Source organism: Deinococcus aquaticus, from assembly GCF_028622095.1.
Lineage (GTDB): Bacteria > Deinococcota > Deinococci > Deinococcales > Deinococcaceae > Deinococcus > Deinococcus aquaticus.
The window spans coordinates 638,862-659,885 of record NZ_CP115165.1 but is presented as its reverse complement, the minus strand read 5'-3'; the positions used below and the strand labels follow the sequence as shown (position 1 = coordinate 659,885).

19 protein-coding genes, 1 tRNA gene and 1 pseudogene are annotated in these 21,024 nt (G+C 71.1%); 12 read left to right on the top strand and 9 right to left on the bottom strand.

Going from position 1 to position 21,024, the window contains the following annotated elements; all coding sequences use genetic code 11:
• The first annotated feature begins 19 nt into the window (after window positions 1–19).
• From M8445_RS03230 to M8445_RS03205, 6 genes are all read left to right on the top strand, one after another.
• Window positions 20–1,054 carry a GNAT family N-acetyltransferase gene (locus tag M8445_RS03230; protein WP_273989632.1) on the top strand — a complete coding sequence of 345 codons (1,035 nt, stop codon included), beginning with the start codon at window positions 20–22 and terminating at the stop codon, window positions 1,052–1,054.
• Complete coding sequence (locus tag M8445_RS03225) at window positions 1,051–2,043, top strand: GNAT family N-acetyltransferase (protein WP_273989630.1); 993 nt, start codon at window positions 1,051–1,053, stop codon at window positions 2,041–2,043. Before M8445_RS03230 ends, M8445_RS03225 begins: the two co-directional genes overlap by 4 nt.
• Window positions 2,040–2,996, top strand: coding sequence for a GNAT family N-acetyltransferase (locus tag M8445_RS03220; protein WP_273989628.1), 957 nt, complete (start codon window positions 2,040–2,042; stop codon window positions 2,994–2,996). The genes M8445_RS03225 and M8445_RS03220 overlap by 4 nt, the downstream gene beginning before the upstream one ends.
• A 111-nt stretch (window positions 2,997–3,107) precedes the next feature.
• Window positions 3,108–3,785, top strand: a complete 678-nt coding sequence (locus M8445_RS03215; RefSeq protein ID WP_273989625.1) for an arginase — start codon at window positions 3,108–3,110, stop codon at window positions 3,783–3,785.
• Between the two features lie 356 nt (window positions 3,786–4,141).
• Window positions 4,142–4,645, top strand: coding sequence for a hypothetical protein (locus M8445_RS03210; protein WP_380091515.1), 504 nt, complete (start codon window positions 4,142–4,144; stop codon window positions 4,643–4,645).
• A 245-nt stretch (window positions 4,646–4,890) separates the two neighbouring features.
• Complete coding sequence (locus tag M8445_RS03205; protein WP_273989622.1) at window positions 4,891–5,445, top strand: VUT family protein; 555 nt, start codon at window positions 4,891–4,893, stop codon at window positions 5,443–5,445.
• 60 nt (window positions 5,446–5,505) lie between these two features.
• On the opposite strand, the gene M8445_RS03200 is transcribed toward M8445_RS03205, so the two are convergent.
• The 3 genes from M8445_RS03200 to M8445_RS03190 all read right to left on the bottom strand — a co-directional run bounded on the left by M8445_RS03200 (window position 5,506) and on the right by M8445_RS03190 (window position 9,194).
• Entirely contained in the window at window positions 5,506–7,971 is a 2,466-nt protein-coding gene (locus M8445_RS03200) for a glycoside hydrolase family 31 protein (protein ID WP_273989621.1), read from the bottom strand.
• Window positions 7,972–8,073: 102 nt separating this feature from the next.
• The gene (locus M8445_RS03195; RefSeq protein ID WP_273989620.1) at window positions 8,074–8,826 is read right to left on the bottom strand and encodes a ribonuclease H family protein; all 753 of its coding nucleotides are present in this window, start codon (window positions 8,824–8,826) and stop codon (window positions 8,074–8,076) included.
• 164 nt (window positions 8,827–8,990) lie between these two features.
• Window positions 8,991–9,194 (bottom strand): helix-turn-helix domain-containing protein, encoded by a 204-nt coding sequence (locus M8445_RS03190; RefSeq protein WP_273989618.1) that lies wholly within the window; start codon window positions 9,192–9,194, stop codon window positions 8,991–8,993.
• A 92-nt stretch (window positions 9,195–9,286) separates the two neighbouring features.
• Here M8445_RS03190 and pyrE point away from each other — a divergent pair, with 92 nt between their 5' ends.
• Window positions 9,287–9,847 carry an orotate phosphoribosyltransferase gene (pyrE, locus tag M8445_RS03185; RefSeq protein ID WP_273989616.1) on the top strand — a complete coding sequence of 187 codons (561 nt, stop codon included), beginning with the start codon at window positions 9,287–9,289 and terminating at the stop codon, window positions 9,845–9,847.
• 280 nt (window positions 9,848–10,127) lie between these two features.
• Here the strand turns inward: pyrE and M8445_RS03180 are convergent, their stop codons facing one another.
• The 3 genes from M8445_RS03180 to M8445_RS03170 form a co-directional block, all read right to left on the bottom strand.
• Window positions 10,128–11,945, bottom strand: coding sequence for an ATP-binding cassette domain-containing protein (locus M8445_RS03180; protein ID WP_273989614.1), 1,818 nt, complete (start codon window positions 11,943–11,945; stop codon window positions 10,128–10,130).
• A gap of 82 nt (window positions 11,946–12,027) precedes the next feature.
• Window positions 12,028–13,848 (bottom strand): ABC transporter ATP-binding protein, encoded by a 1,821-nt coding sequence (locus M8445_RS03175; RefSeq protein ID WP_273989613.1) that lies wholly within the window; start codon window positions 13,846–13,848, stop codon window positions 12,028–12,030.
• Between the two features lie 94 nt (window positions 13,849–13,942).
• On the bottom strand, window positions 13,943–15,274 hold the full coding sequence (locus M8445_RS03170; protein ID WP_273989612.1) for a family 1 glycosylhydrolase: 1,332 nt from the start codon (window positions 15,272–15,274) through the stop codon (window positions 13,943–13,945).
• 126 nt (window positions 15,275–15,400) lie between these two features.
• Between M8445_RS03170 and hemC the strand changes: the two genes are divergently transcribed.
• From hemC to M8445_RS03155, 3 genes are all read left to right on the top strand, one after another.
• Entirely contained in the window at window positions 15,401–16,330 is a 930-nt protein-coding gene (gene hemC / locus M8445_RS03165; protein WP_273989610.1) for a hydroxymethylbilane synthase, read from the top strand.
• Window positions 16,331–16,335: 5 nt separating this feature from the next.
• Entirely contained in the window at window positions 16,336–16,515 is a 180-nt protein-coding gene (locus M8445_RS03160; RefSeq protein ID WP_273989608.1) for a hypothetical protein, read from the top strand.
• A 94-nt stretch (window positions 16,516–16,609) separates the two neighbouring features.
• Window positions 16,610–17,575: an asparaginase gene (locus tag M8445_RS03155; protein WP_230270073.1), complete on the top strand. Its 966-nt coding sequence runs from the start codon at window positions 16,610–16,612 to the stop codon at window positions 17,573–17,575.
• 207 nt (window positions 17,576–17,782) lie between these two features.
• Here the strand turns inward: M8445_RS03155 and M8445_RS03150 are convergent, their stop codons facing one another.
• The 3 genes and pseudogenes from M8445_RS03150 to nth form a co-directional block, all read right to left on the bottom strand.
• Window positions 17,783–18,505, bottom strand: a complete 723-nt coding sequence (locus M8445_RS03150) for a zinc ribbon domain-containing protein (protein WP_273989606.1) — start codon at window positions 18,503–18,505, stop codon at window positions 17,783–17,785.
• Window positions 18,506–18,540: 35 nt separating this feature from the next.
• Window positions 18,541–19,829, bottom strand: a pseudogene (locus tag M8445_RS03145) (MFS transporter).
• Window positions 19,787–20,461 carry an endonuclease III gene (gene nth / locus M8445_RS03140; protein ID WP_273989604.1) on the bottom strand — a complete coding sequence of 225 codons (675 nt, stop codon included), beginning with the start codon at window positions 20,459–20,461 and terminating at the stop codon, window positions 19,787–19,789. Before nth ends, M8445_RS03145 begins: the two are co-directional and overlap by 43 nt.
• Before the next feature lie 87 nt (window positions 20,462–20,548).
• Between nth and M8445_RS03135 the strand changes: the two genes are divergently transcribed.
• The gene (locus M8445_RS03135) at window positions 20,549–20,770 is read left to right on the top strand and encodes a hypothetical protein (RefSeq protein ID WP_078301879.1); all 222 of its coding nucleotides are present in this window, start codon (window positions 20,549–20,551) and stop codon (window positions 20,768–20,770) included.
• Window positions 20,771–20,900: 130 nt separating this feature from the next.
• Window positions 20,901–20,976 (top strand) — tRNA-Trp (locus tag M8445_RS03130).
• The last annotated feature ends 48 nt before the right edge of the window (window positions 20,977–21,024 follow it).

Here is a 21,024-nt window from a genome sequence, read left to right as displayed (position 1 = left end):
CAGCCCGCATGATGGGCGCATGACCCCTGAGCCTTTCACGCTGCGCGGACTGCGCACACCACAGGACTTTCCCGGCGTGGCGGCCCTGCTGAGCGCCGCCGATCCCGACTGGCCGGTCACGCCTGACATGCTGGTCGTGTGGGACGCCGCGCACGACCCGAACCTGTACCGGTACGAGCTGGTGGCCGAGCAGGACGGCCGGATCGTGGGCGTCGGCAACGCCGGGCATGACGACTTCGCGTTCGAGGAGTGGCGGTACTTCGGTGGGCTCACGGTGCACCCGGACGCGCGCGGGCAGGGCATCGGGCGGGCGCTGTACGCGGCGCTGACAGAGCAGTTGCGGGCGCGGGGCGCGCAGGATATCCGCACCATGCTCAGCGACCAGGACCGCGACGCGCCGGGCCGGGCGTTCCTGGCCGCGCGGGGCTTCACGCGCACCTGGGACCGCTTCGAGTCCCGCCTGCACACCGACGCCGCCGAACTGAGCACCTTCGACGACCTGATGGGTGCCGTGGCGGCAGACGGCGTGCAGTTGCGGTCGGTCGCGGACCTCGCGGGTGACCCCGAGCGCGACCGCCGCCTGTGGGAACTCGACTGGAAGCTGTTCCAGGACGTGCCGATGGGGCAGACCCTGACGCGGCGGCCGTTCGATGCGTGGGTCAGGCAGGAGATCGAGGACCCCACCTTCAGCCACGACCTGTCCTTCGTGGCCGTGCGCCCGGACGTGCAGGACCCCCTGACCGGCCCGTACGTGGGGTACAGCAGCCTGATGCGTAACCCGGCCGGGTTCTATGTCATCGGCATGACCGGCGTGCGCCGCGAGGACCGGGGGCGCGGCGTGGCCAAGGCCCTGAAGGTCGCCGCGATGCGCGCCCTGGCCGCCGCAGGGGGCGGCGAGATCCGCACCTTCAACGATCCGCCCAACAAGGCCATGCTGAACATGAACCGCGCGCTGGGATTCCAGCGCGGCCCGACCCGCAGCCGCTACGAACTGCACCTGGACCCCCTGACCGGCGAGCGCCGACCCATTCCCACCCCGGAGGAAACCGCGTGACCGCCGCCCCCTTCACGCTGCGTCCCGCCACGGACGCCGACCACGCCGCGCTGGCCGACCTGATGACGGCCGTGAACCCCCGCCACCCCCTGAGCACCGCCGCGCTCGACCACCACCTGGGCAGCCTGCGCGGGCACCCGCTGGGCCTGCACGTGGCCCTCTGGACCGCCGAGGCTACCCGGGACGGTCAGCCGGCGCTGCTGGGCGTGGCGTCCGTCATGCAGTTCGCGGGCATGTACCACCCGGACCGCTACCACGCCGAGGTGGGCGTGCACCCCGACGCGCGCGGGCAGGGCGTCGGGCGGGCGCTGGCCGCCACGCTGGAAGGCCACCTGCGCGGGCGCGGCGCACGCGAGGTCCTGGCCGGCGCGTACGAGGACGACCCGGACTCGCTGGCGTTCCTGAACCGCCGGGACTTCCGGGAAGTCATGCGTTTTTTCGACAACGTCCTGACCCTCGCGGACTTCGACCCGCACGCCTGGGCCGCCCAGCGCGCCCTGCCAGCCGGGGTGCGCGCCGTCACGTACGCCGACCTGTGCGCCCAGACCGGCGAGGACGCCGCCCGTGACGCGTACTACCGGGGCTTCCAGCAGGCGCGGGCCGACGTGCCGCGCACCTCGCCCGCCACGCCCGTCACGCCCGAGGACTTCCGCCAGCGCCTGCAGGCCCCGCACTTCCTGCCGGGCGGCGTGCTGCTGGCCATCACCGAGGGCGGCGAGGTCGCGGCCCTGTCCGAACTGGAACTGGAGGACGGCGACCCGCACCGCCTGAACACCGGCCTGACCGGCACCACCCGCGCGTGGCGGCGTCAGGGACTGGCCCTGGCCCTGAAACTCCGCGCCCTGGACCTCGCACGCGACCTGGGCGCCCATGAAGTCTGGACCGGGAACGCCACCACCAACGCCCCCATGCTGGCCCTGAACGAACGCCTGGGCTTCCGCCCGCGCGTCGCCTGGGTCGAGATGCAGCGCGGCCGGGCAGACGGATGACCACCGTGACCCCCATCGCTGCGCACGAGTGGGAAGCGGCGGCCGCCATCCTGACCGGCGCGAACCCGCACGACCCCCTGACCGGCGAGGAGTTCCGCCACCAGATGCACGAACAGCGGGACTGGGGCTACGGCTGGGCGGTCCTCGTGGCGCGTGACGGGGCAGAGGTACTGGGCGTCGCCGCGTACCACCAGAATCCCGGCGCGTTCCACCCGCACCGCTACGGCCTGGACCTCGCCGTGGCCCCGCACGCGCAGGGGCGCGGGGTGGGCGGAGCGCTGTGGCAGGCGCTACACGCCGAACTGCGCGGCCGGGGCGCCGAGTCTGCCCGCCTCCTGGCGCGCGAGGACCACCCGGTCGCGCCGGGCTTCCTGACCCGCCGGGGCTTCGTGGGCGACAGGCGGTACTTCATGTCCACCCTGAGCGTCCCGGACTTCGACGCTGCTCCGTACGCCGCGCTGGAAGACCGGGTGCAGTCGCGGGGCGTCCGCATCCGCACGCTGGCCGACCTGCGCGCGGCGGGCACGCCGGACCTCGTGGGCCGCCTGCACGCCCTGATGAGCGACGTCCGCCAGGATGTCCCCCGCGCGGAACCCGCCACACCCCTGTCCCGGCAGGTGTTCGAGGACGGCGTACTGGGCGACCCCGGCCTCCTCCCGGACGCCTACCTGATTGCCGAGGTCGGCGGGGAGTGGGTGGGGCAGACCGTCTGCTTCCGCAGCGGAGCCAGCCCGGACCTGCTGACCGGCCTGACCGGCGTTACCCGCTCCTGGCGCGGTCAGGGCGTCGCCACCGCCCTGAAACTCGCCGCGATCCGCGCCGCCCGCACCCTGGGCGCCCCCACCATCCGCACCGACAACGCCAGCGACAACGCCCCCATGCTCGCCATCAACGACCGCCTGGGCTTCGTGCGCGACCCCGCCAGCGTGTCGTACTTGATCCGCTTCGGGTGAAGGAGGGGAGTGGGCAGTGGGTTGGCTTGACATGGGCGGGTACGCCGAGCAGACGCTGTTGACCATCCGCCATCCGCCATCCGCCATCCGCCATCCGCGTAAGCTGGAGGCGTGCTGCTGAGTATCGACTGGGACGCCTTCTCGGGCACTCGTGAACTGGTGTTCGACGCGCCGATCTGGGGCACCCGCGACCGGGACCACGACCGCCACGCCGCCTGGACCCACCGCGTTCACAGGCGCGGTGGGAGCGACTGGGCGGCGCTGGACGCGGACTTCCCGCTGTACCCCGGCTGGGAGGCGCTGCGCGCCTACGCGGGCGTTCCGGCGTTCGTGACCCTCAGTCACGCGGACGCCTGGGCGTGGCTGGAACGGTACCCCGGCCTGGACGTCCTGAATCTCGATTCCCACCATGATCTGGGCAGCCGCAGCGGCGACCCTGCGCGCGTCCGCCCGGGCAACTGGGCGGGTCTGGGCCTCGCGCGAGGCCTGATCGGGCACGTCACCACCCTGTACCCCGACTGGCACGCGGACCTGCCCGTTGCGGAGGGCCACGACCTGGACCGCACGCGCGGCGAGATCCGCGACCTGCTGCCCGCGCCCCTGCTGGCGCGCACCACCCTGCTGCGCCAGCCGGAACCCGGCGCGGGCCTGCCCGACCCGGCGCGGGTGACCTCGCTGCTGCTGGTGCAGTCCCCCGCCTGGACGAACCCCGCGCACGACGCCGCCCTGGAGGAACTGGCCTGTACACTGAACGCCGCACCCATCGTGGCCCCGCTGCGCCGCTCCTGATACGGACGCCGGTTAAGTACACTGCGTTTGTCTTGTAGATAAACCGCGCGGAGCGCGTAGCAGAAGAAAGTACGTTGAAGCGGGAATGGAGAGGTTCCGGCGCTTTCCCGGAATCTCGCAGTGTTAGCTTCAACGTACTTAGATGGTCTGCAACAACCGTTCAACCCGAGCGGATGCCAGAAGGAACGAACGGAACCCGTATGACCACCCATCACCCCCCCCGGCCGGATACCCCCGGCAGGTCGGCCGGTAAGTCGGTCCTCAGGGCCGGCAGGCAGGCACTACAATGGGCGCAGCGCCCGGTGGGGCAGGACCACGCCCCACCCCCGGCCTGCACAGGAGTTCCCGTGACCAGCATGCACACCGTAGAACAGACCGTGCCCGCCACCTTTCAGGTGGGCGTGTTCGCGCTTATCCGTCACCGGGGCGCGTACCTGATCGTCCGGCCCCACCAGCCCCTGCTGCCCGGCGGGGACCAGGGCCTGCCGGGCCTGCTGCTGGGCCTGAGCAGCGGCCAGAACCTCGTCGAGATGAACCTGCGCCGCGTGATCCGCGAACAGGTGAAACTGGTCGTCAGTGACCTGAAACTCATCGGGTCGCACGCCTCGCGCGGCCCGCAGGACAGCGGCGCGGACGCCCGGCTGAACATGATCTTCGGCACCGAGTACAGCGCGGGCATCCTGGCCCCCAACGCCGACCTGATCACGGCCGCCGACTGGATTCCGCAGCGGGAACTGCTCGAAACGGGCGCGTACCCCGAGTGGCTGGCCGCCGCCGTCCGTGAATTCGAAACCACCCAGGGAGCCGCCGCACCCGACGAACCCGCCCAGCCCCGCCTGCGCTTCGGCCGCCGCCGCTGACCGCACCCCCACCGGCCCCCGCACGCCTGAAAGCCGCCATGGGTTAGAGCGGTGCTCCGAATTACGGCATCAGGAATCCTTTTTCCTGATGCCTCCATTCTCTGCTTCGCGGCTGTTCCAGTCCGTCCTGCTCGGTCAAATTCACTCGCTCCGCTCGGCCATCAAGATGCTTTCTTTATGGCAAATGCTGTAAGCTCGTGGGCGGCCCGTGACCTGTGTTGTCGCTGCGGCCGGAGGTCACCCCTATGAAATCCCCCCCCGCGCGGAGCCTGCTCGCCCCGCTGCCCCTGCTGCTGATCGGCCTGTACGCCCTGAGTATCCTGCTGGCGAACCTGACGCTGAATACCTTCATTCCGCTGCCGCTGTACGGCCTGCTGAGCGTGGGCACCATCTTCTTCGCGGCGGTGTTCACGCTGCGCGACCGCATTCACCGCGCCGGCGGCCTGAACGCCGTGTACGTGGCCATCGCCGCCGCGCTGATCGTGAACACCGCCGTCGCACTGATCACGGGCACCCCGTGGCGGTTCATCGGCGCGAGCTTCCTGGCCATCCTGGCCGGCGAACTGGCCGACACCGCCGTGTACCAGCGCCTGATCCAGCGCAGCTGGTGGACGCGGGTGCTGGCCAGCAACGCTGTGAGCGTCCCGCTGGACAGCGTGCTGTTCAACCTGCTGGCCTTCTGGGGCGACATGCCCGCCTCGCAGATCGCGCAGATCATCTTCGCGGACATCGTCATCAAGTACCTGATCGCCGCGCTGTTCGCCCTGCGTGTCCGGCACGCCACACGCAACGCCACCTGACCTCACCGGTCCAGCAGAGCGCCCCGCCCGTTCAGTCGGCGGGGCGCTGCTCTGATCGGATCAGTCGATGGGCAGCAGGTCGCCGGGCAGCACCTCGTCGTCGCCGTCGTCGTCGAGGTGCAGCGTCACGCTCTGCCAGCGGGCCGGGAGGGTCAGGCGCAGCACGCCGTCCTCGTACGCGAAACTGGCTGCGCCCTGCACCTCGCGCACGTGCGACAGGCCCAGGATGTGCAGGGCCTCGCGCTGCTCGAACGTCCCGGCGTCGCCCTCGGCCTCACGGCGGATGACGAGGCGCGCTCCCTGACGCTCGCCGACCAGCCGGGTCAGGCGACCCCCGGCCGGGCCGTCCCCGGCATCCTCGAACAGCTGCCCGATGAACCCGTCGCGGCCCGCGTGCACCAGCCATGACAGCCGCTCCCAGCGGGCCGAGGTGGTGTGCAGCGCGGCCTCCGTGACCGGCACGGCCTCCCCGGCCCGCAGGTACATGGGCAGCGTGTGAAGCGGCGCGTTCGCCACGACGTGCTGCGCGCCCGCGTGCACCGCCCCGAACTCCGAGAGGTTGAACACTTCCGCCCAGCGGCCCGCCGGGAGGTACACCAGCCGGCGGCGGTGCCCGGCCCGCAGGACCGGCGCGACCATCAGGCCCTCGCCCAGCAGGTACTGCGTGTCCTCGCGCACAGCGTCCTCGTCGGCTGGCCAGTGCAGCGCCAGCGGGCGCATGACCGGCAGGGCCGTGCGGGTCGCCGCCTGCGCCAGCGTGTACAGGTGCGGCAGCAGCCGGTAGCGCAGTTCCAGCGCCGCGCGGATCACGTCCGTGAAGGTGTCCCCGAACCGCCAGGGTTCCTGATCCGCCGTGCCCAGCGCCGAGTGGTTGCGCAGGAACGCGTACCCGACGGCCGCCTGGTACCAGCGGGCCAGCAACTCCCCGGTCGTGTCCCCGCCAAACCCGCCCACGTCCGCCCCGGCGAACGGAATGCCACTTAACCCCAGCCCCTGAATCATGGGCAGACTCAGGGACAGGTGCGACCACGTGGCCGTGTTATCCCCGGTCCAGACGGTCGCGTGCCGCTGAATCCCGGCGTACCCGGCCCGCGTGAGAATCCACGGGCGCACCTGCGGACTGAACTTCGCGTACCCGGCGCGGCTCGCCTCGCTCATGCCGTTCGCGTACGCGTTATGCACCTCCAGGTGCGAGCGGTTCCCATGCCGCGCGTCGTACGGCAGCGTCTTGCCCTCGGTCTCACGCGGCTCGCGCAGACTGAAGCACGCGGGCTCGTTCATGTCGTTCCACTGCCCCTGAATGCCCAGGTCCGCGAAGAACTTATGCCGGCCCGCCCACCAGCCCACCACCTCGGGCCGCGTGAAATCCGGGAACACCGCCGGGTCCGGCCAGACCTCGCCGACCAGCACGTCCCCGCGTGCCGTGCGCACCAGATGATCCCCACGCACCGCCTCCTCGTACACGTCGTACCCGGCCTCCACCTTCACGCCGGGATCGATGATCGGCACGAGCTTCACGCCCTGCGCGGCCGCCTCACGTACGAACGCCCGCAGGTCCGGGAAGTTCGCGCGACTGACCGTCCACACCTTGTACGCATCCATGTAATCGATGTCCACGTACACGCTGTCCAGCGGCAGCCCCCGGTCCCGGTACCCCTGAATCACGGCCCGCAGGTCCTCCGCCGTGCGGTACCCCCAGCGACTCTGACCGGCCCCCAGCGCCCACAGCGGCGGCATCGGCGCGTACCCCGTCAGGTCCGCGTACCGCCGCAGCACATCCGCCGGACGCGGCCCCGACAGCACGTACACGTCCAGTTCCGGCCCCGCTGACGCCCACCGCACCTCGTGCGGATGCGCGCGCGCCACGTCCGCCTCCATCCGCCACGGCTCATCCACGAACACCCCGTGCGCCCGGCCCCCGTGCAGCACCGTCGTGAACGGCACTGACACGTACAGCGGGTCCGTCTCCGTGTGATGCGGGAAGCAGTCCGTGTTCCAGAAGGTCAGGTGCATGCCGCGCTTATCGATCGGCCCCACCCGCTCCCCGAACCCCAGGAACGCCGCGCCCTCCGGAGCCTCCAGGCTCAGCCGCGAGCGGCGCAGGTTGAAGCGCTCGGCATCCAGCGCCGGACGCTGCGCCGGAGCCTCGCCGCCCCACACGGGGGTCGACACCAGCACCCGCGCCGACGACCCACTCCCCGTCAGCACCTGCCACGCCCCCGACACGCGGTTCAGCCGGAACGACAACCCACCCCCGATCACTAGCAACTCGTCATCCAGATCCGCCGCGTTCAGGCTCAGGCCATCCGGCAGGTCCGGCCGCACCGCGAAACTCTGCTTGACCGGAGCGCGCGGAAAGCCCAGCGAGTTCGCCCGCGCCTCCGGCATCAACCGCACCCGCAGCACCCCAGGCAGCGGCGCCGACACCACCAGTACGTCCGACTCGCCCCACACGCGCACCTCGGACCCCTGCCCACCAGCCACCGCCACCCCACCACTTTCCACCGCGAACGAAGAGAACCTCATGATGCTGCCCAGCGTAGCGCGCAGAGAGTCAATGGTTGAAGGTTGATAGTTGATGGAGCCGCGCTTCTTTCAACCATCAACCTTCAACCATCACCGTTCCCCTCAGCCTACGCCCAGGAATTCGACCTGCACGCCGTTCTCGTCGGCGGCGCGGCGCGCGAGTTGCAGCGTCGCCTGCGCGCCCGCCCGCAGCGCCCGCTCGGGCCGGTGCCACAGCGCCTGCGCGACCCGGCTGGCGCGCCGCACCACCAGCACCTCGCCCGGCAGGGCCAGGCCCACGGCGGCCAGCAGTGCCTGCGCGCTCGGCGGGACCTCGGACATCACGTCCAGCGGCACGTGCGCTGTTACGCGCTCACCGGGGCGGCGCAGGCTCACGCGGGCCTCGTCCCCGGCGGCGCGCTGCTCGATCAGCACGTCCGACCGGGCGGCCGTCAGGCCCGGCGTGCCCAGCCCCCGCCGCGCGTCGTTCGCCAACTCGTGCGCCGTGAGCATGTGCCGCCGCGTGCGCGGCGCGTACCGCACGCGCAGCCCCACGCCCCGCGCCGCGACCTCCTCCAGCACCTCGCGGGCCGCGTCCGTCAGGACCTCCGGCCCTCGCCCGCGCCCGACCGACGCGATCACCGCCTCGTTATCCGTATGCACCGTCAGCGCCTCGCCGACCGGCGCGGCCCGCACCGCCTCCAGCACCGCGCGCACCTCGGCTGCGTTGTTGTCCGGCGCGCGGAGCTGCCCCTGAAAACGGGCCGGTAACTGCCCCGGCACGATCAGCACCAGCCCCCAACCGCCCACGCCCACCAGTCGCCCCTCGGCGTCCGGTCCCTCATTCCAGCTGGCATCCACGAACGCCTGATTCACGCCGCACCACCCCCCACACGCACCGCGCGCTGACCGTCATTCTTCACGGCGCGCGCCCCGCACGCACCCGGCCGTTCCTTCACACGTCATACACGCCATTCAAGCGCGCCACGCGGGTGCGGCGCATCAGCCAGCACGCCTACGCTGCCCTGCGCCGCCGCCAGTCAGTCCAGCGTGATGTCCAGCCGGTGCACCAGCACCCGCCGCGCCAGCACATGCAGACTGCGCGGATCGTACTCACCGGCCTCCAGCAACCGCAGCACCTCCGGCGACACCCCCGCCTCCCGCGCCAACGCCACCAGCGAAATCCCCAGCAGACGCCGCCGCGCCCCCACCGCTACCGCCCCCGGAAAAGTCACCGAATCCATGTGCCATCATGCCCCCACCCCACCCCCACGCAATGGAACCCAGCCCCCCAACCGGCACCGCTCCGGCCGCCCAGGATGAAATACTGACCCACATGAACGTCCTGGATCTCTACCAGCAGGCCGGCGCGTACCACGAAGGCCACTTCCTCCTCGCCTCCGGCCGCCACAGCCCCAAATTCCTCCAGAGCACCACCCTCCTCCAGCACCCCCACCTCACCGAACAGATCGGACAGGCCCTCGCCACCCACCTCAAAGAAAAAGGCATCTACGCCGACCTGCTCATCGGCCCCGCCATGGGCGGCGTCGTCCTCGCCTACGAAACCGCCCGCCACTACGGCACCCGCGCCATCTTCGCCGAGAAAGACGGCCACGGCGGCATGAAAATCCGCGAAGCCTTCACCATCAACCCCGGCGAAACCTTCATCGCCGTCGAAGACGTCCTCACCACCGGCGGCAGCGTCCTCAAAGCCGTCCGCGCCGCCGAAGCCGCCGGAGGACGCTGCGCCGCCATCGCCTGCATCGTCGACCGCCGCCCCGTCGAAGGAGACCTCGAAGGGTACCCGCTCGTGTCCCTCACGCGGCTCGTGTTCGACACGTACGCCCCGGACGAGGTTCCGGCGTGGCTGGCGGCTATTCCCTTGCAGGAGATCTGAGGGTTACTTACGGGCTTCCCGTGTGCTGCCCCACCCCCCAGCCCCCTACCCCAGGGGGGCAGGGGGGGCTTTCGTTGGCACTGGGCAGGTATTTCTCTGAGGTGGTCAGTGGATATCGGGCGGGGACGGCCACGCCTCACACGCCCTCCTCCGCCCCTGCCGCGTGCGCCCCGCGCGCTGCGCGCACGACGGGCCGGGTCGCTGTGACGGTTACGTCAGCCAGTCCCTAGGCTCCCCTTGAGGGGAGCTGTCAGCGAAGCTGACTGAGGGGTCGCCCTTCCTATTCCCCCTCTGCCGCGTCGTCGTGCCAGAGGGCGCGCATTTCTTCGTTGCGCCCCAGGAGTTCGGGGAGGGTGCCGTGGTCGGTGAGGGTGCCGTTCTGGAGGATGAGGATGCGGTCGGCGCGCAGGAGGGCGGCGCGGCGGTGGCTGACGACGAGGCAGGTGGCGTCGGTGCTGGCGAGGCCCTGCCAGAGTTGCGCTTCGGTGCGGGCGTCCAGGGCGCTGCTGACGTCGTCGAAGACGAGGAGGTCGGCGTCGCGGGCGAGCATGCGGGCGACGGCGGCGCGCTGGATCTGTCCGCCGCTGAGTTTCACGCCGCGTGCGCCGACGGGGGTGGTGAGGCCGCTGCCGAGGGTGTCGAGGTCGGGTTCGAGCACGGCGAGTTTCACGGCGCGGCTGAGGTTGGTGTCGGGGCTGCCGCTGGTGATGTTTTCCTGCAGGGTGTCGCTGAACAGGTTGGGGATCTGGGCGGTGTACGCGCTGCGGGGCGGCACGAGGAAGGTGGCGGGGTCGTCGATGGGCTGGCCGTTCCAGTACGTCTGGCCGCTCTGGGTGGGGATCAGGCCGAGCAGGGCGCGCAGCAGGGTGCTTTTGCCGCTGCCGATGCGGCCGGTGATGACGATGAACTCGCCGCGTGTCACGCTGAAGCTGATGTCGTGAACGCCGAGGCCGCTGGGGTGCGTGGCGTTCAGGCCTTCCACGCGCAGTTCCTGCAGGGGGATGTGGGGTGGGGCGGGGTCGGGGGCGGGCGGGTCGGCGTTCAGGTGCACGTCGTGGTGGGCGACGATGGTGGTGTCGGGTGCGTCCTGCAGCAGGCGGGTCATGCGGTCGTAGCTGACGCCGGTGCGGCGGTGGCGGGCGATGGCGTCTCCGAAGAAGCCCATGCTGCCGGTCAGGCGGGGCAGCAGGCCGATGAACAGCACGAAGTCGGCCACGTCGAGCGCGCCGCCCCGGACCTTGTTCGCGCCGAGCAGCAGCACGAGGCCCACGGCGAGGTTGACCATGTTGGTGTTCACGCCGCGGATCAGTTCGGTCAGCAGCACGTCGCGCAGCGCGGCGTGGCGGCGCGTTTCGCCCAGGGAACGCAGGTGCGTGACCATGCGGTCTTCCTGCGCGGCGAGTTTCACGGCGCTGACCGCTCCGAAGGTCTCGCCGATGAAGTCCGTGACGCGGGCGGTCGCCTCGCGCATGCGGCGCCGGTACGTGCGGATGGTGGGTGAGAGGCGCTGCACGAACGCGATCATCAGCAGCAGTGGCGCGCACACCAGCAGCGTGATCAGGGGGTCCACGCGGGCCATCAGGGTGATGGCGATCAGGGAGTACGCGACGAAGCCCGCGCCGTCCACCCAGACTTCCGTGTACCCGGCCACGTCGTCCACGTCGTCCCGGAAGCGGCTGACGGCCTCGGCGGGCGTGTCGGGCAGGCGGCGGCTGCGGCGGGCGGTGAGCAGGTAGCCCAGCAGGTTGCGGCGCACCAGGGCGTCCAGCGTGTACCACAGTTCAATCCACGCGCGGAACGCGCCGTAGAAGATCCCGAAGCGGCTGAGACGCACGAACGTGAACCACGCCAGCGATACCCACGCGGCCGCAATGGCGGGGTTCAGGGGTTGCCCGCCGGTTTTCAGGGCGTCCGCTTCTTCCAGGTGGCGGAACACGCCGCTGACGGCCAGGGTCAGCAGGGCGGGGCTGGCGTGCACCATGCCCCACATGAGCAGGTTGAACGCGAACAGGCCGGGCTTGTACCGGAACAGTTCCCGTGACAGCGCGAACGTGCGTTCCTTCACGGCTGCGGCGGGCGGCAGGGGAGAGGTGGTCATGCGGGACTCCAGGGGGTGCGCGGCGCGCGGGCGGCGGTCAGCGGGAGGGCAGTGCAGACGGCGCCGGGCATCCTGCGCCCCGTCATGCCAGCACTCCTTCCGGCGCGTTCTCGTCCAGCGTTCCGGCGCGCAGCAGGGCGGCGTAGTGGCTGTGCGGGTCGCGGGCCAGGTCGGCGCGGGGGCCGTCTTCCAGCACCTCGCCGCCGCCCAGGACCAGGATGCGGTCGGCGCGGGCGACGGTGTCGAGGCGGTGCGCGATGATGATGGCGGTGCGCCCGGAGAGCAGGCGGGTCATGGCGGCGGTCAGCAGGGCCTCGGTGGCGGGGTCGAGGCGGCTGCTGGGTTCGTCGAGAATGATGACGCTCGGGTCGCGCAGCATGACGCGCGCGAACGCCAGGAGTTGCGCCTCCCCGGCCGAGAGGCTGCCGGTGGGGAGCGGGGTGCGCACGCCCTGTTCCAGCCGCGAGAGCCACGTGCCCAGGCCGACCTCGTGCAGGGCCGCCTCCACCTGCTCATCCGTGACGGTCGGGTCGAAGAAACTCAGGTTGTCGCGCACGCTCGCCTGGAACAGTTGCACGTCCTGCGTGACGACCGCCACGCGGCGGCGCAGGTCCTTCAGGGGCGTGTGGGTGATGTTCACGCCGCCCAGCGTGATCTGCCCTTCGGTGGCGTCGTACAGGCGGGAGATCAGGCGGGTCAGGGTGGTCTTGCCGCTGCCGGTGCGGCCCAGCAGGCCCACGGTCTGCCCGGCGGGCAGGTGGAAGGTCACGCCGCTCAGCACGCCGCGCGCCTCGGGGTCCTCGGGCGCGTACGTGAACGACACGTCCCGGAAATCCAGGGCCAGCGGCCCGGCGCTCAGGGGCGCATTTCCGCCCGTGACGGCGGTCCGCAGGGCCAGCAGTTCCGAGACGCGCCCGATGCTCGCCCCGGCCTTCTGGAGGTCCTGAAGCTGCTGCGTGAGCTGATCGATGGGTTCTTCCACCAGGGTCATGTACTGGTACATCAGGAACGCCGTGCCCAGCGTGATGCTCCCGGCGGCGTACAGGCCGACGGCGGCGCTCAGGACGGCCACGTACCCCACGGCGAACAGCAGCATGCTCAGTTGCCACACCACGCTGCGCCGCCGCCAGGAGTTGATGGACCGCGTGAAGTACTCCCGCTGCACGCCCAGGAAGCGGTTCAGGTGGTGGCCGCCCGCGCCCAGGCTGCGGATGTCTTCCAGGCCGGTCAGGCGTTCCTCCACGAAGCCGAACAGGCGGGCGCTGCTCTCGCGTTCCAGGCGGGTGGGTTCCACGCCCAGTTTCCGCACGCGGTTCATGGCGATCAGCGTGATCAGCGTGAAGGTCGTCACGCCCAGGCCCACGCGCCAGTCCTCGCGGAAGAACATGATCAGCGCGCCCGTCAGCAGCAGCGCCGCCCCGAACACCCGCACCGCGAACTGCGAGAAGAAGTTACTCAGCGCCGTCACGTCCCCGTCGATGCGTTCGATCATCTCGCCCGGCGTGCGTTCCTTGTGCTCACGCATGTCCAGGGACAGCAGGTGGTCCATCAGGTCGGCCCGCAGGCGGTTCGTGGCGGTCCAGCCGACCCGCGCGCCCACGTACGTCGCACCGGCCGTCATGACCTGCACGCCCACCGCCAGCGCGATGTACAGGCCCGCCAGCCGCGCCAGCAGGCCCGGATCGGCCGCGCCGCCCAGCCGGGCGTTATCCACGAACTGCCGCAGCAGTTGCGGGAGGGTCAGGTTCAGGGCCGTGCCGGTCAGCAGCAGCGCCGCCAGGGCCGTCACCTGCCATTTCAGGGGCCCCAGGTACGTGGCGAGCACGCCCAGCGCCGTCGAGGGTCTGTCTGGTAAGGGAGCGTCCGGCCGGGAGGAGGAGGGAGGGGAAGCAGACGCCGTCATCCTGACAGGCTAGGTCGAACGCACCCGTTCCCGCATCCGCCGAGTGGCGCATGTCCGACGGAACCGGACCCCGAACCTGCGCGTGACGGGACGCTCAGCCCTGCGTGCGCAACCGGTCGCGCAGCCAGCGGAAACTGCTTCTGGGCGTGCGTTCCAGCGTGCCGGAGTCCACGTGCACCAGACCAGTGCGCAGGCTGTACCCGGCGTTCCACTCGAAGCCGTCCAGCAGGCTGTGCACGAACACGCCCCGCACCGGTGCGCCCTGCGTCAGCGCGTCGGAGGCGGCCTCCAGGTGCCGGTCCAGGTAGCGGATGCGGGCGTCGTCGCGCACGCGGCCCCCATCGTCCGGGATGTCGGTGTCTGCGGCCCCGGCGGAGCCGACCGTCACGATCAGCGGCGGGCAGGTGTCGCCGTAGCGAGCTTTCAGGCCGGTCAGCGTCTGCGTCAGGCCCTCCGGCACGACCGCTGCGCCGGACGCTGTGCGCTCGCGGTCCGGGACGTGCCCGACCTCCAGCCCCAGCAGGGTGCCGCTGCTGGCGCGCACCCAGTCCGGCTGGGTGTAGTGCACGCCCAGGAAATCCAGCGGCGCGGCCATGACCGCGTGATCGCCGGCCTGCACCGCCTCCAGCACCTGCGGCGCGCGCTCGGACAGCAGGTTCAGCAGCGTGGCCGGGTACTCGCCGCGCAGCAGGGGGTCCGTGAACAGGTCGCCGCGCAGGGTGCTCATCAGGGTCGCGGCCCGTTCGTCGCGGTCCGTGGCGGGCCACGCCGGGGCGTACCCGTTCGCCAGGCCCACCTGCCGCGCGCCCGCCTCGCGCAGCGCCCGCACCGCCAGCCCGTGCGCCAGCAGCTGGTGGTGCGCCGCCGGGAAGGCGTCCAGGCCCAGCCGCAGCCCCGGCGCGTGCGTGCCCAGCACATGCCCCTGCGCCGTCACCGTGAACGGGTCCGTGAGCGTCACGAACGCCGCCGCGCGGTCCGCGAGGCGCTCACCGACCAGCGAGGCGTACTCCTCGAAACGGTACGCCGTGTCGCGGGCCAGCCACCCGCCCGCGTCCTGAAGGGCCTGCGGTAGATCCCAGTGGTGCAGCGCCGCCCACGGCTGCACGCCCCGGCCCAGCAGCTCATCGGTCAGGCGGTCGTAGAAGGCCAGTCCGGGCACGCTGGCCCGCCCACGCCCGCCCGGCTGCACCCGCGACCACGCCACGCTGAACCGGTACGCACCCACGCCCAGGTCGCGCAGCAGGTCCAGGTCACGCGGCCAGAGCCCCTCGTGCCCGCTGGCTGCCTCGCCTCCGGGCACGCCGCGCGCCCAGCTGAACAGGTCCCACACGCTCCCCCGGCCCCCGCCGCCCCCCGCCTCGCCGCCACCCTCGATCTGATACGCCGCCGTGGACACACCCCACACGAACCCTGCCGGGAAAGTCATGCCTGCATTCTGCACGCTCCCAGCGCCAGAAAAGGCCCGCCCCGCACGCAGCGGCCCGCCCCCTGACCTTCATGTCCGCCCCATCCGGGACGATTCGTACCCGCCAACCCGTATAATGTGCGGGTTATGCGCATGGTGACGGTAGGAACGCGCGGCAGTACTCTCGCGCTCGCACAGACCCAGTGGGTGGTTGGCCGCCTGAAGGAAGAATGGCCGGACACAGACTTCCGCATTCAGACCATCAGCACGAAAGGCGACCGCAACCGCGGCAGCCTCGCGGCCATGGCCCAGAAGGGCGATAAGGGCTTCTGGATCACCGAGATCGAGGAGGCCCTGGCGGCAAAACGCATCGATATTGCCGTGCACTCTCTCAAGGACCTGCCCACCGAGCAACCCGAAGGCCTGGAAGTCAGTTCCATTCCTCGCCGCGTGGACGCCCGCGACGTCCTGATCGGCAAGGAAGGCCGTAAACGCCTCGCGGACCTGCCGCACGGCGCGCGCATCGGCACCAGCAGTGTGCGCCGCAAGGCCTTCCTGCTGTCGTACCGCCCGGACCTGCAGGTCGTGGACCTGCGCGGCAACATCGACACGCGCCTCGCCGCGCTGGCCGGCGACGAGTACGACGCCATCATCCTCGCCGCCGCCGGCCTGATCCGCACCGAGATGCGCCACCGCATCGACGAGTTCGTGGAACCCGACATCATGCTGCCCGCCCCCGGCCAGGGCGCCCTGGCCCTGGAGACCCGCTCGGACGACGACCTGACCATCGAGGTCGCGTACGCCATTCACGACCACACCACCGACGACCGCATCACCGCCGAACGCGAATTCCTCGCGGGCCTCGGCGCGGGCTGCATGGCCCCCGTCGGCGCGCACGCCAGCGTCAAGGGCGGTATCCTGACCCTCGAAGGCTGGGTTGCGGCGCTGGACGGCTCGCAGGTCATCCGCGCCACCACGCAGGGCGACCCCGGCGAGTGCGCCGACATGGGCGCCGAACTGGCCAGCGACATGCTCGCCCAGGGCGCTCAGGCCCTGATCGATGCCGCTCACAGCTGAGGGGCATGAACCGCCTGCCACCCCTGGCCATTGCCCTGGCCGCCGCGCTGCTGTGGCTGGGCATCGGTCTGTGGCAGCGCACCGCCGCCGGCACGCCCCTGAACGCCGCCCTGAGCGCCGAGCTCCCACTGACGCTGGCCGTGTTCGGTCTGTCGTTCGTGTGGGCCAGACTGCGCCGCCGCTGACCCGGACCTCAGAACCGGACCCGCAGACCGCGCTCCGCCGCCCGTCCGGACAGACCGGGGAGCGGCGGGGCGCGGTTGCTCTAGCATCACGGGCATGTCCACCCCACCCAGACTCGCGGTCATTCATACGGGCGGCACCATCGCCAGCCGCCCCAGCCCCGACGGGCGCGGCCTGACGCCGCAGCAGGCGCCCAGCGTGCCCGGCCTGGACGGCGTGCAGGTGCACGACGTGCAGCCCTTCAGTCTGCCCAGCCCGCACATGACCCCCGCGCACATGGGGCAACTGGCCGCGCTGATCGAGACGCTCGCCCCCGACCACGACGGCATCGTGGTCACGCACGGCACCGACACCCTGGAGGAAACGGCGTTCGCGCTGCACCTCACATTGAACGTGCCCGTCCCGGTCGTCCTGACCGGCAGCATGCGCCACGCCGAGGAAGTCAGCTGGGACGGCCCGGCCAACCTGCTGGACGCCGCGCACGTCGCCCTGCACCCCAGCAGCCGCGAGCGCGGGCCGCTCGTGGTGATCGGCGGGGACATCTTCGACGCGCGGACCGTCACGAAGATCCACACGACCGCCGTGGACGCCTTCGGCGGGTACCCCGGCCCCATCGGCCGCATCGACCGCGAGGGCCGCACGCCCCGCCTGCACTACTTCGCGCGGCCCGAACCCCGCGCCACGTACCGCCCCGCGCACCTGAACGCCCGCGTGGAAATCCTGTACGCCTACGCCGGCTGGACCGGCGAGGGCTACGCCGAGGCCGCGCAGCGCGCCGACGGGCTGGTCATCGCGGCCCTGGGGACCGGGAACCTCCCGGCCGAACTGCTGCCCCTGATCCGCGCGACCGACAAGCCTGTGATCATCGCCACCCGCACGCACGCCGGGCCGGTCCTGCCCGTATACGGGTACGCGGGGGGCGGCGCGACCCTAGTCGAGGCCGGCGCGATCCCCGCCAGTTTCCTGAACGCCCACAAGGCCCGGCTGCTACTGCTGATCCTGCTGGGACAGGGCCTGACGCGAGAGCAGATCCGCGCGGTGTTCGAACGCGACGAGTTCTGATGCGGACTCCGATTGAATGGTTTGCCAAAACCGTTCAATCCGAGCGGAGCGAGTGGGAGCAAAGAGGATTCCGGGCGTGGAGTTGGCAACCCGGCATCCTTCCGGGTTGTTAACGAAACAGACGGAATCCGTATGACGGCGATCCCCATCCCCTAACACAGACCCCCACCCTGCCACGCGGCGGGGTGGGGGTGCTGTCTGGCCTGCTTACGCGAGGTCGAGGCGGATCAGGAAGCGGCCGCAGCTGGGGCACTTCACGGGCGGCAGTTTGCCCAGCGCGGCTTTCTGCTGCACGTTGACGGGCAGCATGACGTTGCAGCCGCTGCAGCGTCCGGCCTTGATCTCCACGACGCCCAGGCCCTTCTTGGCGCGGCGGATCATGTCGTACTCGCGCACGGTGCGGGTGTCGAGTTCCCCGGCGAGGCGGGCGCGTTCCTGGCGGTCCGCTTCGCCCTGGGCGCGCAGGTCCTGCACGCGGGCGTCGTCCTGTTCTTCCAGGGTGTTCAGGTTGGGGCGCAGGGCGCGGTGCTGGGTGCGCAGGTCGGCGGCGCGTTCGTTCAGTTCGCGCTGGCGCTCGCGCAGCGGCACGAGGTCTTCTTCCATCTCGTCGGCGCGTTCGCTGAGCATCTGGATGCGGCTGCCGTACTGGGACTGCGCGCGGGCGTCGAAGGCGTTCTTCTCCTGTTCCTCCTCGGCGCGGGCGATCTGTTCGCGCGTGCCGGCCAGGTCGAGTTCCTGCTGCCGGACGCGTTTGTCGACGCCTTCGAGGGTGATCTCGGTGTCTTCGAGTTCGTTGTTCAGTCGTTCCTGTTCGGCGCGGGCGGCGCGCAGCTCGTCAGGAATGTTGCTTTCCTCATCGCGCAGGCGATCAAGGTTCAGATCAAGTTCCTGAACGTGGTGCAGGCGGCGAAGGGGGGAGGAGTCACTCATCACTGGCAGTCTACCCCCCCGGCCGGGTGAAGGGGTCACGCGGGCGGTGAGGCGGCGGGCGCGGAAGCGGTGCGGTTCGCGTGGCGGTACAGGCCCAGGTAGATGGCCAGGACACTCCCGGCGTACATTAGCAGGGTCCACCCGAACAGCACCTGGAAGGCCAGCGTGAACGGCAGCGCGCCGCGCACCACGCCGGACAGGACGCTGCTGACCGCCCACCCGAGGTCCCAGGGATCACGTTCACGGCCGAGTACATGGGCCGGTCCCGGTCCGGCAGGGCGCTCATGGCGTACGCGCTGTACACCGGCCCGGCTGCGTTCATCAGGGCGCCGCGCGTGAACAGCGCCGCCGTGACCAGCCACAGGCTCGGCGCGAACCCCAGCACCGCCAGGAACGGCAGTGAACTGGCCTGCACGACCAGCACCGCCTGGAGCGGCCCCATGCGCCGCACCAGCAGCGGTTGCAGCAGCGCCGTGGCGGCCGTTGCGAGGCTCGTCCAGGCGAACAGGGTGCCCAGGCCAGCGTAACTGATCTGGAATTTCCCCTCGATGAACACGTTCAGGAACGGAATGGTCGCCCCGGCCCCCAGGCCCACCAGGATGTTCGGCGCGACCAGCCGCGCCATGGTGCCCTTCTCCTGAATGCTGAAGCTGCGGCCCTCGCGGGCGGTCTTCCCGCTGGGTTTCAGGCCCAGGACCGGGATCAACCCGGCCAGCTGCAGCGCCACCGCGACCAGCAGCGCCGTACGCAGCGCACCCACGCCGTCGGCGGGCGTGCCGGTCCAGGCGGCGTACAGGCCCGGCACCTGTCCGCCCAGCAGGTTCCCCAGGAAGCCCGCGCCGGTCATCAGGGCGTTCTGCACGCTGAACAGCGTCACGCGGTTGCGTTCGTCGCTGTTGTTCGCCATGAACGGCGAGGACGCCACGACCGTCAGGGCCGCGCCCGCCCCCTGCACGAGCGCCCCGGCGATCACCAGCACCGGCCCGCCCGCCACGGCCAGCAGCGCCGTGCCCACGAGGCTCAGGACCGCGCCGACCTTCAGGGTATGCGCGTTGCTGATGCGCCGCGCCAGCGCCACCGCCGGCAGGCTCAGGGCGGCCAGTGTCACGGCCGGCAGCGCGTTCATCAGGCCCTGCCACTCGGGACCCAGGCCCAGCGCCCGCAGGTAGAAGTTCAGGAACAGACTCGTGAACGCCTGCGACAGCCCGAACGAGAACACGGCCGCCAGGAACAACCACACCTGCGGCGAGAACCGCCACGACTGCCCCCGCCCCGGCGCGCTCACTCCAAGCCCACTTTCGGGCAGAAGGCGGCCATCACGCATGCCCCGCACGCCGGTTTGCGGGCCGTGCAGACGCGCCGCCCATGCAGGATCAGCGCGTGGTGCAGGAACACCCACCGTCCGCGCGGGAACAGCTTCTGCAGATCCGTCTCCACCTTATCTGGGTTGGTCTGCACGCTCAGGGCCAGCCGCCGCGCCAGTCGCCCCACGTGCGTATCCACCGCGATGGCCGGGTACCCGAAGGCGTTACTCAGGACCACGTTCGCTGTCTTGCGGCCCGCGCCGGGCAGCGCCACCACCGCCTCAAAATCATTCGGCACCTCGCCCCCGTGCCGCTCGACCAGCAGGCCCGCCAGCGCCGCGAGGTTCCGCGCCTTCCCCCGGAACAGCCCGATTCGGCGGATGAACGGCTCGATGTCCTCCGGATGCGCCGCGCTCATGGCGTGCGCGTCCGGGTACGCCCCGAACAGCGCGGGCGTCGCGGCGTTCACGCTCACGTCCGTCGCCTGCGCGCTCAGGACCGTCGCGACCAGCAGCTCGAACGGCGTGCGGAACTCCAGTTCCGTGCGGGCGTCCGGGTACAGCGCCTCCAGCGCGCCCAGCACCTGCGGCGCCCGTGCCCGCGCGCCCACCGGCAGGCGCGCCGGAGTCGATCTGGAAGGTTTGAGAGTCATCGCAGCCCAAGCTACACCCCACCCCCCACGCCCGTCCGCGCGGAACAGACGCGCAACCCCCGCCGGTCAGAGCGCGTATGGACAGGTATGAGAACCCTCTCCCTGATCCTGGGCATCCTGGCCGCCATCGGCCTGGTGCTGGGCTTCCTGCCGCTGCTCGGCTGGCTCAACTGGCTGTTCGTGCTGCCGCCCGCTGTGCTGGGCCTGATCTTCGGCTCGCTCGCCCGTGACCGGGGCGCGGTCACCCTGAACGCCGTGGTCGCCCTGCTCGGCGCGCTACGCCTGATGCTGGGCGGCGGCCTGATCTGATTTGAATGGCTTGCAGAGCCGTTCAATCCGGGCGGACGCGAGTGGGAGCAGAGCGGACGCCCCGCACACTTGCGCCCTCCGGAAAGCTCTGCTACTCTGCATGCGCTCGTGCCCCGCGCACGCAGTCCCAGGGTCCTTAGCTCAGTTGGTAGAGCATCGGTCTCCAAAACCGAGGGTCGTAGGTTCAAGTCCTGCAGGGCCCGCCACAGAAACGCCCCCGCCACGTGCGGGGGCGTGTTCGTTGTGCCGGAACG